The sequence below is a fragment of the Flavobacterium caeni genome (assembly GCF_900101895.1).
GTDB lineage: Bacteria > Bacteroidota > Bacteroidia > Flavobacteriales > Flavobacteriaceae > Flavobacterium > Flavobacterium caeni.
Genome location: NZ_FMVF01000002.1, coordinates 90,066 through 106,540 on the forward strand (window position 1 = coordinate 90,066; position 16,475 = coordinate 106,540).

The 16,475-nt window shown below is 50.4% G+C and carries 13 protein-coding genes and 2 tRNA genes; 6 read left to right on the forward strand and 9 right to left on the reverse strand.

The genetic code is table 11. The features are described from left to right. Positions 1-66 precede the first annotated feature (66 nt). A complete protein-coding gene (locus BLP55_RS00415; protein WP_091139992.1) occupies positions 67-753 on the reverse strand; it encodes a response regulator transcription factor in 687 nt (228 codons plus the stop codon). Further along, positions 750-2,009, reverse strand: coding sequence for a sensor histidine kinase (locus tag BLP55_RS00420; RefSeq protein ID WP_091139994.1), 1,260 nt, complete (start codon positions 2,007-2,009; stop codon positions 750-752). The genes BLP55_RS00415 and BLP55_RS00420 overlap by 4 nt, the downstream gene beginning before the upstream one ends. Positions 2,010-2,197: 188 nt before the next feature. On the opposite strand from BLP55_RS00420, the gene BLP55_RS00425 reads away from it, so the two are divergent. Further along, positions 2,198-2,602 (forward strand): DUF1573 domain-containing protein, encoded by a 405-nt coding sequence (locus BLP55_RS00425; RefSeq protein WP_091139998.1) that lies wholly within the window; start codon positions 2,198-2,200, stop codon positions 2,600-2,602. A gap of 76 nt (positions 2,603-2,678) precedes the next feature. Here BLP55_RS00425 and rimO read toward each other — a convergent pair whose 3' ends face one another. The 3 genes from rimO to BLP55_RS00440 all read right to left on the reverse strand — a co-directional run bounded on the left by rimO (position 2,679) and on the right by BLP55_RS00440 (position 6,673). Further along, positions 2,679-3,992: a 30S ribosomal protein S12 methylthiotransferase RimO gene (gene rimO / locus BLP55_RS00430; protein WP_091140000.1), complete on the reverse strand. Its 1,314-nt coding sequence runs from the start codon at positions 3,990-3,992 to the stop codon at positions 2,679-2,681. Positions 3,993-4,129: 137 nt separating this feature from the next. Further along, positions 4,130-5,635 (reverse strand): OmpP1/FadL family transporter, encoded by a 1,506-nt coding sequence (locus tag BLP55_RS00435; RefSeq protein WP_091140002.1) that lies wholly within the window; start codon positions 5,633-5,635, stop codon positions 4,130-4,132. A gap of 72 nt (positions 5,636-5,707) precedes the next feature. Next, entirely contained in the window at positions 5,708-6,673 is a 966-nt protein-coding gene (locus BLP55_RS00440) for a hypothetical protein (RefSeq protein ID WP_091140003.1), read from the reverse strand. A 101-nt stretch (positions 6,674-6,774) separates the two neighbouring features. Here BLP55_RS00440 and proS point away from each other — a divergent pair, with 101 nt between their 5' ends. The 4 genes from proS (at position 6,775) to rpsT (ending at position 8,808) form a co-directional block, all read left to right on the forward strand. After that, entirely contained in the window at positions 6,775-8,253 is a 1,479-nt protein-coding gene (gene proS / locus BLP55_RS00445) for a proline--tRNA ligase (RefSeq protein ID WP_091140007.1), read from the forward strand. Between the two features lie 77 nt (positions 8,254-8,330). Next, a tRNA-Glu gene (locus BLP55_RS00450) sits at positions 8,331-8,402 on the forward strand. Between the two features lie 55 nt (positions 8,403-8,457). Continuing rightward, a tRNA-Glu gene (locus tag BLP55_RS00455) sits at positions 8,458-8,529 on the forward strand. Between the two features lie 27 nt (positions 8,530-8,556). Then, positions 8,557-8,808 carry a 30S ribosomal protein S20 gene (gene rpsT, locus BLP55_RS00460; protein ID WP_091140011.1) on the forward strand — a complete coding sequence of 84 codons (252 nt, stop codon included), beginning with the start codon at positions 8,557-8,559 and terminating at the stop codon, positions 8,806-8,808. Positions 8,809-8,873: 65 nt separating this feature from the next. Here the strand turns inward: rpsT and BLP55_RS00465 are convergent, their stop codons facing one another. Together BLP55_RS00465 and BLP55_RS00470 are read right to left on the reverse strand one after the other, a co-directional pair. Continuing rightward, a complete protein-coding gene (locus BLP55_RS00465) occupies positions 8,874-9,284 on the reverse strand; it encodes a response regulator (RefSeq protein WP_091140015.1) in 411 nt (136 codons plus the stop codon). Positions 9,285-9,292: 8 nt separating this feature from the next. Next, positions 9,293-11,002: a PAS domain-containing sensor histidine kinase gene (locus BLP55_RS00470; protein WP_091140018.1), complete on the reverse strand. Its 1,710-nt coding sequence runs from the start codon at positions 11,000-11,002 to the stop codon at positions 9,293-9,295. A gap of 166 nt (positions 11,003-11,168) precedes the next feature. Between BLP55_RS00470 and typA the strand changes: the two genes are divergently transcribed. After that, positions 11,169-12,968 (forward strand): translational GTPase TypA, encoded by a 1,800-nt coding sequence (gene typA / locus BLP55_RS00475; RefSeq protein ID WP_091140022.1) that lies wholly within the window; start codon positions 11,169-11,171, stop codon positions 12,966-12,968. Between the two features lie 180 nt (positions 12,969-13,148). Here the strand turns inward: typA and BLP55_RS00480 are convergent, their stop codons facing one another. Both BLP55_RS00480 and BLP55_RS00485 read right to left on the reverse strand, forming a co-directional pair. Further along, entirely contained in the window at positions 13,149-14,054 is a 906-nt protein-coding gene (locus BLP55_RS00480; RefSeq protein WP_091140026.1) for an alpha/beta hydrolase, read from the reverse strand. Next, positions 14,051-16,474 carry a T9SS type B sorting domain-containing protein gene (locus BLP55_RS00485; RefSeq protein ID WP_091140028.1) on the reverse strand — a complete coding sequence of 808 codons (2,424 nt, stop codon included), beginning with the start codon at positions 16,472-16,474 and terminating at the stop codon, positions 14,051-14,053. The genes BLP55_RS00480 and BLP55_RS00485 overlap by 4 nt, the downstream gene beginning before the upstream one ends. Between the last annotated feature and the right edge of the window lies 1 nt (position 16,475).

The window sequence follows — 16,475 nt, forward strand, 5'->3', positions numbered from 1 at the left end:
GCCGAAGTGTACCGCAAAAAAACGGCCGTCGAGAATTCGTGCGGTTTGGGTTAGGATTCGTCCGAATCAGCGCTGGTCGACAAACCTGAACCCAATCCCGTGCAGGTTTTCGATCGAAATGCCGGGTTCGCCCGTCAAGATCTTGCGCAGCCGCGAAATGAACACGTCCAGGCTGCGACCCATGAAGTAATCGTCGTCGCCCCACAATGCCTTGAGGATCTCTTCGCGTTTAAGTACTTTGTTCTTGTTGTCGAGGAACAACTTAAGCAGTTCGGCCTCGCGTTGGGTAAGCGTCACCGTCTGCCTGCCGTCGGACACGGTGTAGTTGCCCGGGTCGAACCGGTACCGGCCTACGGTATACCCCAAATCGGCAGGTTTTGTCTTTTGCGAGCGTTTGAGGAAAATCTCGATCTTGAGCAACAATTCCTCGATGCTGAACGGTTTGACCAGGTAGTCGTCGGCACCCAACCGCAGCCCCTTAAGCCGGTCTTCCTTGAGCGTTTTGGCCGACAGGAAAATGATCGGTATGTCGGTGTTGGCCTTTCTAATTTCTGATGCGATTTCGAAACCGTCCTTCTTGGGCAACATGATGTCCAGGATGCACAGGTCAAAGTTTTCGCGCGCAAAAGTGTCAAGACACAGCTTGCCGTCGGCGCAATGCACGACCTCATACCCGTGCTGCTCGAGGTTGTCGCGCGTCAGGAAAGCGAGCGTTTGGTCGTCTTCGGCATATAGTATCTTGGCCTGGGTCATTGCTGTAGCGGGATTAGGATGGTGATGGTGATGCCGCGATCGGGATTGTTGCGCGCGCTGATCTTCCAACGGTGCAAGGTGCAGATTTTTTTGACGTAATACAAACCAAGCCCAAATCCGTTGACTTCGTTGCTCTTGGCCGACGGGATGCGCGTAAACCGATCAAAAATATAAGCCACCTTGCCCGGCGGAATCCCGATGCCGTTGTCGATAAACGAAAGGTGGAGCGTTTTGTTTTGGTGCGTCATCCGGACGGTGATGTCGGGTTCGGTATCGCAATATTTGATCGAATTGTCGATGAGGTTGTACACCAGGTTCGAGAAATGGAACGGATCGGCCGAGACCACATACTCGTGGCTCGATTTGACCTTGGCCAACAAGGTCGGGTGCTTGACCTTGATGTTGTCGATGATGTCTTCAATGACCGGTACCAGACGCAAGTCGATGCGTTCGAGCTCGAGCGGCGCGCTGTCGCTTTTGGCCGTGTGCAGGATCTTGCCGATGTGGTCGTTGAGCTTGTCGCTTTGGTCGATGATGATGTCGGTGTATTTTTCGAGTTTGTCGTCGGCTTGAATGGCCGGATGCTTTTTGAGGAAGTTCGACGCGAGCAAAATAGAAGACAGCGGCGTCTTGAATTCGTGCGTCATGTTGTTTACAAAATCGCGTTGCAGTTCGGAATATTTGCGTTGCTGCAGGATCGTAAAAATCGAATACACATAGACAATCAGCACCACCATCAGCGCAAACGACAAAATGAACCAAAACCGCAGCGAGCTGAACAAATAATTGGTCTCGCCGGGGAACCGGATCGCAAAATAGTACACCAGGTTTTGGTGTTTGGGAAAGTAAACGGTGTGTTTGGCCTTGGCTTTTTCGTCAAACGGTACGTAGTTCCCGTACACCATTTCGTCTGAATGGCAATTGTACATTGCATATTCAAAATCGGTCTGCAGGTTGATTTTGTCGAATTCGTGGCGCAAATAGTATTCGAGAATTTCGGGCTCGAAGTCGTTGTCGATGTTCACGATGTAGTAGTCGTTCGACACTTTTTGCACCGGGCTTTCGGCGGGCAGTTCATGGTTGGTGCCTTCGTACAATTTTTTGGCGACCTCCAAAAGCGCGATGTGTACTTTTTGGCTGAACTTCTTCTCCTCCAGATTGAAGGCTTCGCGCGTCCAAAGCAGCTGGACGACCAGGATGCCGATGATGGCGGCCAGGCCAAGCAGGATGGCGATGTTGAGCTTGTTGATCTTCATGGGATGGCGTATAGGTCCCGGGCAAACGAATCGGCCGATGGACCACACAATATTACTCAAAAAAACGGCGCGATTTTTCGGTTAACAACTCGTTAACAAACATTTGAAACCGCTTAACACGGTGCATCGACAGGCCGCGCTACTTTTGGAATGTTCAAACAATCCATTAATCACTAAATCGTTAAACCATGAAAACACTTAAAATTTCAATTTTTGCCGCTGCGTTGGGTCTGATGTCTTTTGCGACGCTTCCTACACACAACGACCCGATTGTTAAAACCAAAACCGCGTCGGCCGTAGCCTGGAAAAGCGAAACCATCGAAATCGGGAACATCCCGCAAGGCACGCCCAAATCGGTCGATTTCGAATTCAAGAACACGGGCAAGACCGATGTCATCATCACCAATGTCAAGGCTTCTTGCGGATGCACCGCCACCGATTACACCAAAACGCCAATCAAACCTGGCCAAAGCGGCAAGGTAACGGCAACCTACAATGCGGCCAACAAAGGCGCGTTCACCAAAACCGTGACCGTAACAACCAATGCCGAGGAAACGCCCAAGACGTTGACCATCAAAGGAACTGTGATTTAATAGTTAGTTATAGGGTTAAGTAAAAAACTCCGATGTTTCCATCGGAGTTTTTTTATTTTTTGAAATTCAGCAGTGATCAGACCGGTTCGCCGTACAGGTCAAATTCGGTGGCGTCGGTAATCTTGACGTTGAAAAAATCACCCGTCTTGACGTAATGTTGTGTCGCGTCGATGAGCACTTCGTTGTCTACGTCCGGGCTGTCGAATTCGGTGCGTCCGACAAAATGGTTGCCTTCCTTGCGGTCGATGATACACCTGAAAGTCTGTCCGATTTTTTCCTGGTTCAATTCCCATGAAATCTGCGACTGGATTTCCATGATTTCGTTGGCGCGCTGTTGTTTGACTTCGGCCGGGACATCGTCTTCGAGCAGGTAGGCGTGCGTGTTTTCTTCATGCGAGTAGGCAAAACAGCCCAATCTTTCAAAACGCATTTCCTCGACCCAATTCTTGAGGATCTGAAAATCTTCTTCGGTTTCGCCCGGATAACCCACAATCAACGTCGTGCGGATGGTCATCCCCGGAACGGCCTCGCGGAAATCCTTCAACAGTTTGGTTGTTTTTTCCTGCGTGGTGCCACGACGCATCGATTTGAGGATTTTATCCGAAATGTGTTGCAACGGAATGTCGAGGTAGCTGCAAATCTTGGGTTCGCGTTTCATGAGCTCGAGCACGTCCATCGGGAAACCCGTCGGGAATGCGTAGTGCAGACGGATCCATTCGATGCCTTCGACGGCGGCCAACGCTTCGAGCAATTCGGCCAGGTTTCGTTTTTTGTACAAATCGAGCCCGTAGTACGTCAAATCCTGTGCGATCAGGATCAGCTCCTTGACGCCGTCGCGCGCCAAACCTTGCGCTTCCTTTACCAATTTTTCGATCGGTTGCGAGACGTGTTTGCCGCGCATAAGCGGGATGGCACAAAAGCTGCACGGACGGTCACAACCCTCGGCAATCTTGAGATAGGCGTAGTTTTTGGGCGTGGTCGTCAAGCGTTCGCCCAGCAATTCGTGTTTGTAATCGGCGCCGAGCGCTTTGAGCAGCAACGGCAGTTCGGTGGTGCCAAAAAATTGATCGACGTTCGGGATTTCCTTTTCCAGATCGGGTTTGTAACGTTCCGACAAACATCCGGTTACAAACACCTTGTCGACCATACCGCGTTCTTTTTTGTCGGCATATTCGAGGATCATGTTGACCGATTCGGCCTTGGCGTTGTCGATGAAACCGCAGGTGTTGATGACGATGATGTTGCCTTCTTCTTTTTCGGGTGCTTCGTGCGCGACGTCTTTGCCGCTGGCCTTGAGTTGGCCCATCAGCACTTCGCTGTCGTACACGTTCTTCGAGCAGCCCAGCGTGATGACATTGATCTTGTTCTTTTTTAAAGATTTGGTTCTCATCGACTTAATTTAGTAACCTGTTGGATTTGAGCGGGCAAAAGTACGGTTTTTATTTGTTTCGGTTCAAGCATTTGGGAAAATTTATGATGCAAAAAAAGCCGTCGGTAACGGCTTTGTATTATTTTGGATGTTTATAGTTACAGTTCGAAAATCAAGCTCAGCGTCACATTGTTGTTCGTGGCATCGTTGATGACGGGATCCGTAAGGCCTTGCGCGAACAGTCCTTGCTGGGTTTCGCGTTGGATGAACGTATAGGACAAGTCGAGTCGCGTACGCGGAAACTGATAACCGAAACCTGCCGAAAAACTTGTCAAATCGCCTATGGTGTCGACGTTTTCATACGGGCTTTCCTCGTAGCGGAACCCGCCGCGGAAACTCCATGCCTTGGCCCGTACCTCGGCGCCGATACGCAATTCGCCCGCCATGCCCAATTGGTTGGACATTGCCGCGTTGACGGGCCTGAAGTAATCGCCGCCCGAACGGAACCGTGTATTGCTGTAATCTTTGACCGAATAATCGGCGCTCAAAATGGCGGTCTTGCCAAACACATAGCCCAAACTTCCGGTGAATTTACCCGGCGTACGCAGGTTGTACGGTTCGTACAAGATCAGCATGTTGGAGTCGGTTTGCGCCGAATTGCTGCCGTTGCCATAGTTTTGCCCGGTGCTGTATACGATTTGCCACACCTCGTCGCTGAACTCATACCACGTAGGCGACTCATACGACAATCCGGCGCGGAACGCCTGTGTTATCTTGGCGATGGCACCCAACTGGAACGAAAATCCGTTGCCGTAGGTATACGTTTGCTGGTCGAATGAAATGCTGTTGACGCTCGGGCGGCCCATCAGCGGATCGTTGTCGTTTTGCTCGTAAAAACTAGAATACTTGGTATACTCGCTGAAATAGGCGTTCAGGTTAATCCCAAAATAAAAACGGTCGTTGTAAGACGATGACGCATTGAGTGTCACCTTGCCGTTGTAGCCTGTGGTTTCGGTAAAATTATCCTGCGCATAGCTTCCGTTGGGAACGTTCGAAATGAACTGGTTGCTGTTCGGATCACCCCCGAGCGGATCGATGATGTAAGCATTGTAACCCATAAAAGCCTGGCGCTCGCGCAACGAGAGTTGGTCAAAATAGGCGTTACCGTAAAAATTGGCCGGAAGCCCGAGTTGGTTGGCATGGTGCACGAAATAGTCGGCCACCGAGTGGTTGGTGTTCACGCCCGCCGTAAAAAAGGCGTTGTCGAAACGGTTGGCGCTGTCATAATTGACCGAAAGCGCCAGTTTTTTCCAGCCTGTATTTTGCATCGGGTTATTCAGGACGAATACCACACCGGCCTGGTTCAAATCGAAGGCATTGTCCGAGTCGGAAGTCTTTGTTCCAAAATAACTCGATTTGTTTTTTGTATTGTAGCTGCTCAATGAGGCGCCCACTTGACTGTTGGCGAAAACCGCAGAACCTGCCGGGTTGACATTGATGGCCGAAAGATCGCCGCCAATCGCACCAAATGCGCCGCTCATGGCACGGAAACGCGCCGTACCGTTGATGTTGTCTTGGGCATACCGCAACGCATCGGCTACATCTTGTGCCTGCACCGAGCCAAAAGCCATCGCTCCAAAAAGTAGGAGAAGTTGTTTTTTCATAGGTTTCAATTTTTTCAAAAAAATACCTATGGCTCGACCAGGGTCAATACATAGGTATGGGCTTGTTTTGGATTATCTTCTTCCGCCGCCGCCGCCGCCGGATCTTCCGCCGCCACCGTAGTTTCCACCACCTGAGCCTGAATAGGAGCGGGAAGGAGAACTCGATGGTGTATAGCTGTTGTTGCGCGTCGAATTGCCGTAGTTGCGTGTAGCGCTGTTGTTGCGCGGGGTATTGTACTGTGATTGCGTACGGGTATTGTTTCTCGGTGTGCCGTAATCGCGCGAATTGCTGTTCGACGGTGTGCGTACCGAGGTATTGTTGCGCGGCGTGTTGTAGGTACTGTAGCGCGTTCCGGTCCTGGTTCTTGTGGCGTTGTTCCAGTTGTTGCTGCGCGCTCGGGTGCCGCTGTAGTAACTGTTTCTGCCTCCGGTGGTCACGACATTTCTATAACCCGAAGACCTGCGCCCGTTGTAGGCATAGCCATTGTTGTAGTAACCGTGTCCGTAACCGTAGGGGTAGTAATTGTACCATCCGCCGTAACCCCATCCGGAGTAGGCGTAAGGAGAGAAGCCCCATCCGTAGTAGGCAGGGCCGTACCAGGAGTTCCATCCCCATCCGAGGTTCCATCCCCAATAACCCGAATACCAATAGTTGTTCCAGCCCCAGCCGCCCCAACCCCAGCTGTTGTCGTAGACATTGACCGTGACATTCTCAGGGTTGCTGCCCCAAGCGCCATAGCCGGCGTCGTAATTTTCGTTGGTGGTTTGGGCATTTTCGTAATCGTCTGAACGGTAGTTTTCGACGTCGGTAAAAATTTGATCGGGCTCATTGTTTTCCTGTAACGACCCGAAGTACTCTTTGTATTGGTCCCCTTGCGATGCGGCTCTGGCGGGCTCGGTGTTGGCCGTAGCGCCGTAAATGCCGTCGCGGTCATTGTACGTGGTGCTTTGTGAAGTGCCACAAGAAGTAAGCAGGATGCTAAAAAGCCCCAACGTAGAATAGACAGAAGTGCGAAGTGTAGAAAAATTGGTTTTCATAATCTGTGGCAATTTTATTGTTGGACTATACAAAAATAGTTAGTTTTGCCGAACTATTTAGTTAAAGAAAATCAAACAATTTTTGTGCCAAAACAAACGCTATGAGCAAGAACCTGACGACAAGAGCAGAGGATTATTCAAAATGGTATAACGAACTGGTGGTCAAGGCCGATCTCGCAGAGAATTCTGGTGTGAAAGGCTGTATGGTCATCAAGCCATACGGCTACGCCATTTGGGAGAAGATACAGGCCGAATTGGACCGTATGTTCAAGGAAACTGGACACAGCAATGCCTATTTCCCGTTGTTCGTGCCCAAAAGCATGTTCGAGGCCGAAGAGAAAAACGCCGAAGGTTTTGCCAAAGAATGTGCCGTGGTTACGCACTACCGCCTGCAAAATGATCCCGATAAACCGGGTAAGTTGCGCGTAGATCCGAACGCCAAACTCGAAGAGGAATTGGTTGTTCGTCCGACGAGCGAGGCCATCATTTGGTCGACCTATAAAAAATGGATACAGTCGCACCGCGATTTGCCGCTGCTCATCAACCAATGGGCCAATGTAGTTCGTTGGGAAATGCGTACGCGTTTGTTTTTGCGTACCGCCGAGTTCCTCTGGCAGGAAGGGCACACCGCGCACGCTACGCGTACCGAAGCCATCGAAGAAACCGAAAAAATGATGAACGTATACGCCGAATTCGCCGAGAACTTCATGGCGATTCCAGTGGTCAAAGGTATCAAGACGGCCAACGAGCGTTTCGCAGGCGCCGAGGAAACCTATTGTATCGAAGCATTGATGCAGGACGGGAAGGCGCTCCAGGCAGGTACGTCGCACTTTTTGGGACAAAACTTCGCCAAGGCATTCGATGTCAAATTCGCCAATGCCGAGGGCAAACTCGAGCACGTTTGGGGTACGTCATGGGGTGTTTCGACCAGGCTTATGGGGGCGCTTATCATGACCCATTCCGATGACAAAGGGCTGGTACTGCCACCAAACCTTGCGCCTACACAGGTGGTGATTGTTCCGATTCACAAGACCGACGAACAACTCGAGGCCATCGACGCTGTTGCCAACGATTTGGTCGCGCAGTTCAGAAAACTGAAAATATCGGTCAAGTACGACAACCGCACCACACTCAAACCAGGATTCAAATTCAACGAGTATGAGCTGAAAGGTGTTCCGGTTCGTATCGCCATCGGGCCAAACGATTTAGAGAACGGTACGTTCGAGGTGGCCCGTCGTGACACGCTGACCAAAGAAGTGGTTGCAAAGGACGCCGTCGTCAAACACATCGAACTTTTGCTGGAGCAAATCCAGGATGAGTTGTTCGACAAGGCATTCGAATACCGAAACAGCCACATCACCGAGGTGTCCAACTTTGACGAGTTCAAAGACGTTTTGGAAAACAAGGGTGGATTCGTGTCGGCGCACTGGGATGGTACGTCTGAGACCGAAGAAAAGATCAAAGACCTCACCAAGGCCACCATCCGTTGCATCCCGCTCGACCGCAAAGAAGAGGCCGGAAGATGTGTGCTCACGGGCAAACCATCTGCCGGACGCGTGCTGTTTGCCAAGGCGTATTAAAAAAATAGAAAAAAAATTGCGTGGGTTCTTGCGCGAATAAAAAATAGCTGTATCTTTGCATCCGCATTACAGCAGTTGGCCCGTTCGTCTATCGGTTAGGACGCCAGGTTTTCATCCTGGTAAGGGGGGTTCGATTCCCCCACGGGCTACAAAAGTTCTCTACCAAATTGAAGTTGGAAAATTAAACCGAACTAGAGGAATAATGGTCCGTTCGTCTAGGGGTTAGGACGCCAGGTTTTCATCCTGGTAACAGGGGTTCGATTCCCCTACGGACTACAATCAAAAAATACATTACAAAACAAAATGGCAAATCATAAGTCAGCTTTAAAAAGAATCAGAAGCAACGAAAAGAAAAGAGTGTTGAACAGATACCAACACAAAACCACGCGTAATGCAATCAAGGCGTTGCGTTTGGCTACCGACAAATCAGAAGCTTCTGCAAAATTGTCTACTGTTATTTCTATGATCGACAAATTGGCCAAGAAAAACATCATCCACGACAACAAGGCGGCCAACCTGAAATCGAAATTGACCAAGCACATTGCAAAATTGTAATTGGCTCTAAGTTATATATTGGAAAAGGCGCTCAATGAGCGCCTTTTTTTATGGGTTTGTTTTTGCTAAAAGATTTTCTTCAAATCCTCGAGCATTTCCTTGGTGATCGGCTTAGACATGAAGTCGATGACCATCGGATAGGTTTTTGATTTGTTGATGTCGCGCGGATCGATCGTAGACGACAACACAATCACACGTGTTTCCTTAAACACATCGGCGTATTCGGGTTTGGCGAATTCGTCGAGGAATTCCCATCCGCCCATGACGGGCATGTTCAAATCGAGAAAAATCAACTTTGGGTAACGTGCGATGTCGTTGCCGAGGTTGTTCAGTTTTAAATCGTCAAAATAGGCGAGTGCTTCCTCGCCGTGCTGTGCAGTAACCACCTCTTGGGCAAAAGATGATTTGGCGATGACCATTTTGCACAGCATCAGCGTGATCGGGTCGTCATCTACACAAAGGATTAAATCTAGCATTAGGTATTCTATTTTTTAAAGGTTAACGTAAATGTGGTGCCCTTGTCTACTTCGCTTTCTACCTGGATCGAGCCGCCCATGGTTTCTACCTGGGATTTGACCAGATAAAGTCCGAGGCCCTTGCTGTCGGGGTAGTTGTGAAAGCGCTGGTACAGTCCGAAAATCTTGTCCCGGTTGCGTTCCATGTCGATGCCGATGCCATTGTCCTTGAAAATCAAAGTGATTTCGTCGTCGACTTCTTTAGAGGATACAAAAATACGCAAAGTGCGCTTAGGAGAGCGGTATTTAATCGCATTTGTAAATAGATTGAGCAAAATACTCTCAAGATACGCTTTGTTGATGTTGAGGATCGTCACTTTTTCGAGTTCGATTTTCAAAATCGGTTTGTGCAGGCTGATCAGGAAACTGAGCTGGTTGAACACGTTCTCGAACACATCCTTGATGAGCACTTCTTCTTTTTGGATCGACGGATTGTCTTTGATGATGACCACCTTGACCAAATCGTTGATGGTTTCGTTGAGCAAATGCGTCGACGTCGAAAAACCGTTCAGGATTTCCTTGAGTTCGAGGTTTTCTACCGGAATGTCCTGCATCAAATTGAGCAAACCCGTAAGGTTCGACAACGGTGCGCGCAGGTTGTGCGAGGTGATGTAGGAGAACTGTTTTAAATCCTTGTTGTTCTGCGTCAGTTCGCGGATGAGCTGCTCGCGCTCCTTTTCACGGTGTTTTTCCTCGGTGATGTCGCGTTGCATCGAAATCCAATGCGAATGTTCGCCTTCGCTGTTGGTGATCGGGATCATCGAAAAGCTGATCCAATATTCGTCGCCGTTCTTTTTGTGGTTGATCGTCTCGAACTTGAATTCTTCTTTTTTGCGCAACGCCTGCGAAAGCCGCTGCATGTCGTTCTTGACCGACTGCCTGCCCATGAACACCGTAGGCGATTTCCCGACCACTTCGCCCGATTGATAACCCGTCATCTCTGTAAACGCGGGGTTCACGAAAACAATCTTCGGGATGCCTTTGTTGGCTTTTTCCGATTCGGTGATGATGACCGAATCCTTGGTTTGCGTGATCACGGTCTCGAGCAGTTTGAGTCGTTGCTCTTCTTCTTTTTGTTTGGTGATGTCCTGAATGGCTCCGATCATCCGGATGGCCGTACCGTTTTCGTCCTTGACCAAAAAGCCCCGGTCGAACACGTATTTGTAGGAACCGTCGGCGCATTTAAAGCGGTATTCGTCGTGCCAGCGTTCGGTTTTTTGTTCGATGAACGAGTAGAGTTTGATCGACATCTTGATCGAATCCTCGGGATGGATACGGTCGAACCACCATTTGGAGGTGTTGCCCACGTCTTCCTTCTTGTAACCAAAAATCCCCTGGATTCCTTTGTTCCAAATAAAATGGTCTTCCTGTATTTTCCAGTCCCAGATCGTATCGCTGGTTGCCTTGGCCACAATGTCGTAGCGTTCGTTCGACTCGCGGATCTCGTCGTTGTTGCGTTTGAGCTTGTCGAAGATCTTGTTGTTGCGCTGGTTGTTTTTCGAAATCGTATAATTGAAGATGATGCCCGAAATCATGATGATGGCCAGCGTGATGATCAAATGAAAAGTTCCCGAATTATTATCTGAAGTGAAGTGGGTCAGCAGCTTGTGGCTTACGAAAGCCAAAAACATCAAAAAGAGGATAAAAAGTAAAGATATTTTACTGACCTTGTTTTTCATTTCCCCAAATATAATTATTTTATTGTTCGATTGGCCGATGGAATGGTAAAGTCTAAACCGAGTTTTTAACAAATTAACGGCTAAAAAGTTAACAAACGGCAAAGTCTTGGTCTGGCGTTTTTTTTCTCAAAATAAAGTGTACCTTTGCGCCCATTAAAACCAGAAGATGGAATCTATCAGAAACATTGCAATCATCGCGCACGTCGACCACGGCAAGACCACACTCGTCGACAAAATCATGTACCATTGTCAACTGTTCCGCGAAAACGAGAACACCGGCGATTTGATCCTCGACAACAACGATCTTGAGCGCGAGCGTGGTATCACGATCACGTCCAAGAATGTTTCTGTGGTGTACAAAGGCACCAAGATCAACATCATCGATACCCCGGGCCACGCCGATTTTGGTGGCGAGGTAGAGCGCGTTTTGAACATGGCCGACGGCGTTTGCCTTTTGGTCGATGCGTTCGAAGGCCCCATGCCGCAAACCCGTTTCGTATTGCAAAAAGCCATCGACCTTGGCCTCAAGCCTTGTGTGGTGATCAATAAAGTCGACAAAGAAAACTGTACGCCAGAAGAAGTACACGAAAAAGTATTCGACCTCATGTTCGAACTCGGCGCCGAAGAATGGCAACTCGACTTCCCGACCGTTTACGGATCGGCCAAAAACAACTGGATGAGCGAAGACTGGAAAAACCAAACCGAGAACATCGAACCGCTTCTCGATATGGTCGTGCAGCACGTACCGGCACCCAAAGTGTCCGAAGGTACGCCGCAAATGCTCATCACCTCGCTCGACTTTTCGTCGTTTACGGGGCGTATCGCGATCGGTCGTTTGGAACGTGGCGTCCTGAAAGAAAACATGCCGATTTCACTCGTCAAAAGAGACGGCAAAATCATCAAATCCAGAATCAAGGAATTGCACACTTTCGAAGGGCTTGGCCGTAAGAAAGTAGAGCAAGTCATCGCAGGCGATATCTGCGCCATCGTCGGGATCGAAGGATTCGAGATTGGCGATACCGTAGCCGATTTCGAAAACCCCGAAGCGTTGCAAACCATCGCCATCGACGAACCTACGATGAGCATGCTCTTTACCATCAACGATTCACCGTTTTTCGGAAAAGAGGGCAAATTCGTCACCTCGCGCCACATCAAGGACCGTTTGGCCAAAGAACTCGAAAAAAACCTCGCACTGCGCGTGGCCGACACCGATTCTGCCGATAAGTTCATGGTTTTCGGACGCGGCGTTTTGCACTTGTCGGTCTTGATCGAAACCATGCGTCGCGAAGGCTACGAACTCCAAATCGGGCAGCCGCAGGTCATCATCAAGGAAATCGACGGGCAAAAATGCGAACCGATCGAAGAACTCACCATCGACTTGCCAGAACATTTGTCGGGTCGTGCCGTCGAATTCGTCACCGTCCGCAAAGGCGAGATGCTGTCGATGGAAACCAAGGGCGACCGCATGATCATCAAATTCAACATCCCGTCGCGCGGCATCATCGGCCTGAGAAACATGCTCCTGACCGCTACGGCAGGCGAGGCCATCATGGCGCACCGTTTCATCGGCTACGAACCGTACAAAGGCGAAATCGCGGGCCGTATCAATGGTTCATTGATCTCGATGGAAAACGGCAAGGCGATTCCTTACTCGATCAACAAATTGCAGGACCGCGGTAAATTCTTTGTCGATCCGAACGAAGATGTATACGAAGGCCAGGTTGTGGGCGAAAACTCGCGTTCAGACGATATGGTCATCAACATCACCAAAACCAAGCAGCTCACGAACTTCCGTTCTGCGGGTGCCGACGACAAGACGCGCATCACGCCGGCCATCAAGTTCTCGCTCGAGGAAGCGCTCGAATACATCCAAAAAGACGAGTATGTCGAGGTGACGCCAAAATCGTTGCGTTTGCGCAAGATTTACCTCAATGAAAACGACCGCAAGCGTTTTTCGAAAGACTAATAAAATTATCACAATAAAGAAAGCCATTCCGCGAGAGTGGCTTTTTTTATGGGCGTTGCCGCGATCGACGTCATCGGTTTGTTGAAATTTTTTTCGCGGCCGGGCTTTCCGCTGCAATCTTTTCGCGTCTTCGCTTCGCTGCGACGCAAAAAGGATTTCCGCTTCAATCCCTAACGCAAACTATCGTCCGAGCAGAAACATAAGCGGGATGTCGAGTCTTTCGGCCCACGAATGTTCGGCATGTTCCGCGCCGGGGAATTTTTGGGTGGTCCAATTGCGCGCATCATACCCTTTAGCCATCAAAATCAAATCGACTTCTTTTTGGTAGGGTTCATAGACCGCGTCGAGCGTTTGGTCGCCATAGTCAAAGTAAATCTTGTGCGTCATCGGCGACGGCAAATTGCGTTTGAGGTAGTTTTGGAACGCCTTCGGGATCGGGTTGTCTTTGGTCTCGAACGTCCCGATCCAATGCGTCGACAAACAGGCCGCGCCACCAAACACATCGGGGTACTCGCACAACGCATACATCGAAATCAGCCCGCCCATGCTCGAACCCGCCACAAAAGTGTGTTCCTTGCCTTTCTTGACCGAGTAGGTGTGTTCGACAAACGGCATCAGCTCCTTGACGATGAATTTCAAATAATTGTCCGAGCCGACCTTCGCGGCAAAAAGCGGTTGGGCGCCACCCAACGCATACAGCGAGTCCTTTTGTTTTTGCGTCAACGATTCGAACGGTTTTTGCGGAAAGTAGTCGCTGTGCCGTGTTGCGCCGCTGTTCCAGATGGCCACCACGATAAACGGGCGCGTTTTTTTGCCGGCGATCAGTTGGCCCGCCACGTCGTCTACACGCCATTCCTGTTTGTTCCAGTTGGTGTTGGCGTCAAACAACGCCTGGCCGTCGTGCATGTACAACACGTCATAGGTTTCTTTTTGCGAATAGCCGTCGGGCAGCCAAACTGCCACGTCGCGCGCCGCCACATACTGCGATTTGAATTCGGGATGTCTTTCCAAACGGCCCGACACCACTTTGATGTCCTGCGCCTGCATCGCCATAGAAAAACAAAGGAATAGGATTGCTTTTTTCATCGTTTCAAGCTGAAATGGCCTTTGGCCGTACGGGCATCCTCGAGTTCCATGATGTACCAATAGTCGTCGGCGGGCAACGGCTGGCCTTGGTAGTTGCCGTCCCATCCGGCGCTCAAAGGACTGATGTGTTTGATCAATTTGCCGTTGCGGTCAAAAATCCGGATGATTGTTTTCGAATAATGGTTCCCATCGACGCCCTTGATGTTCCAGGTGTCGTTAAAACCGTCGCCATTGGGCGTAAAATAGTGCGGTACGCCCAACACATTGACCTGAATGGGTCCAAGGACGCCGCAAGCGAGCAAGTCTTTGATGTACAAGTCATGGATGCCCGGATCGACGTTGGCGAATACCGGTGAACTTTGAAATGGCCCTTGCGGGGTATCGAGCGCGAATACATAATCGCCCAGGCTCACCGTCGATATATTTACTGTCACCATAGGATAATCGGTATCCAAATCGTCTATGATTACCGATTCGATGTAGGCAGGCGCCGATTCCAAAACCGTAACGGTTCGCGTCACCGTACACCCCAATCGCGTCACTTCGACCGTATAGTCGCCCGCCTGGTTCACCGTTATCGTGTAGCTGGTTTGGCCCAAATCCTGGCCATTCCTGAACCAACGGTAGGTGTAGTCCGATGGTGTTCCCGACAAAATGCCCGCGTCGAGCGTGACGGTCAAATCGGGGTTGTCGTTGCATACGTAGCCGCCCGACGCCAGTCGTTCGACATCCGGCAACCGATTGACCTTGAGCGCGAGCGTACTGATCGATGCGCATTGGCCGCTGTCGTCGATACGTACATACACCACATCGTTGTAGGGCACTATGTTTTGATGCATCGAAGGATTACCGATCGGATTTTGGGCGAGCAACGCATCTTGTTCCGTTGCGTAAAAAGCCACCGACTGCGTAGCCGTCAATACAATATTGGTCGTGGTCAAATCGAACGTCGCCAAGCCGTTTTCGACACCAAGGACGTCACATTCGGGCGCGATCGAAATGGTCGGCGGCGGAACGATGTTTCCAACAAGCGTCACCGAACCCCAGCTCTGGCAGCCCGTCGCCGAATTTCGGATACGCGCCTGCAACGTCTGTGGGTTACTTAAATTATCGTACAACGACGCGGTTATAGGGGTAGTACTTCCGGCTTCGAAAAACGCGACTTCGAGATTGCTGTTTCCACCTGTCAAAGCGCCAATGGCTTGGCTTAGGTCAAATTGCGTGAGGCCGTCGGGCACCAAGCCGGTGTCGCAGTGCGCGAGCGTGGTATGTACTACCGCCGGACGCGGCCAAACGCGCAGGTGTACCGGTTCTACCAATACACAGCCCGTGGTGTTGCTTATACGAACGTAAATGTCTTGTTGGTTCGGGATGGTATTGTAGAACGTCGTCCCCAAGGCGCCCGTATTGCTTTGGGCCGCCAATGCCGAACCGAAATACGCCACATTGAGCCCGGCCGTATTTTGTCCCGACAGCAAGGTTTGTGTAACCACGTCCAAGTCGAATACCGTTTGGGCGTTGGTGCCGTCGCCATCGGCCGCGTCGTCGCACAGCGAAAAACTATCGGCCGAAAGCGCTGCGCCGTTGGTTACGGTGAGTGTAAAATCGGTCAACGAAAAACAACCGCTTGTGGTGTTGGTCAACCGCGCGTAGATGGTTTGCGGATTGTTGGTGTTGTTAAAAATCGTCGGAGCGAAGATTTGGTTCGAACCCGTGATCGCGTCGTTGGCGTTGGTGTGGTAGGTGAGATGCACATTGGGTTGTCCGCCAACAATCACATTAAAGTTCTCGTTCAAATTGAATACGCCCGTATTCCCGCTAGGCACGCAAGTTTGTAAATTGTTTGGCGGGGCAGCGATGTTGGGTTGCATCTCGAAAGTAGCCGAACCATCCCATTGGATCGAGAAATTGGCATTGCCGATCGGGCGGTCGACGACTATAAAATAGGTCTCGCCGGCCACCACGTCCAGCGCCTGTACGAAACTGTTGCCCAACTCGCCCGGACCTTCAGACGTATCGGTTTCGGCGCTGTTCATGCCCGTCAGGTTGTCGAACTGGCCCGCCATAAGCGGATTGGTCGTAGAGCAACGGATCGCCATGCCCAAATCGTCGCACGTGACGTTGGGGCCGAAGATGAAAAAGTCAAAATCCTCCTCGAGATCCATGGTGCCAGGCGTAAGCGTAAAAGCGAGCGTACCCGTTGTGGCCACGGGTAATTTGAGCCAAATGCTGTTGTTTTCCTGGCTGCCGCAGGTGTTGAGGAAGTCGATTTCCTGGTTTCCGATTCCCGAAACGGTAAGTCCCTGGAACCCGGTATTCCCGCATACGACAATCGCGTCGGTACAATCGTTTTGCGCGCGTGCAAATGGCGCGAACAACAAAAAAAGCACAAGCGCGACCGCGCCAGAGAAATGGCCCATG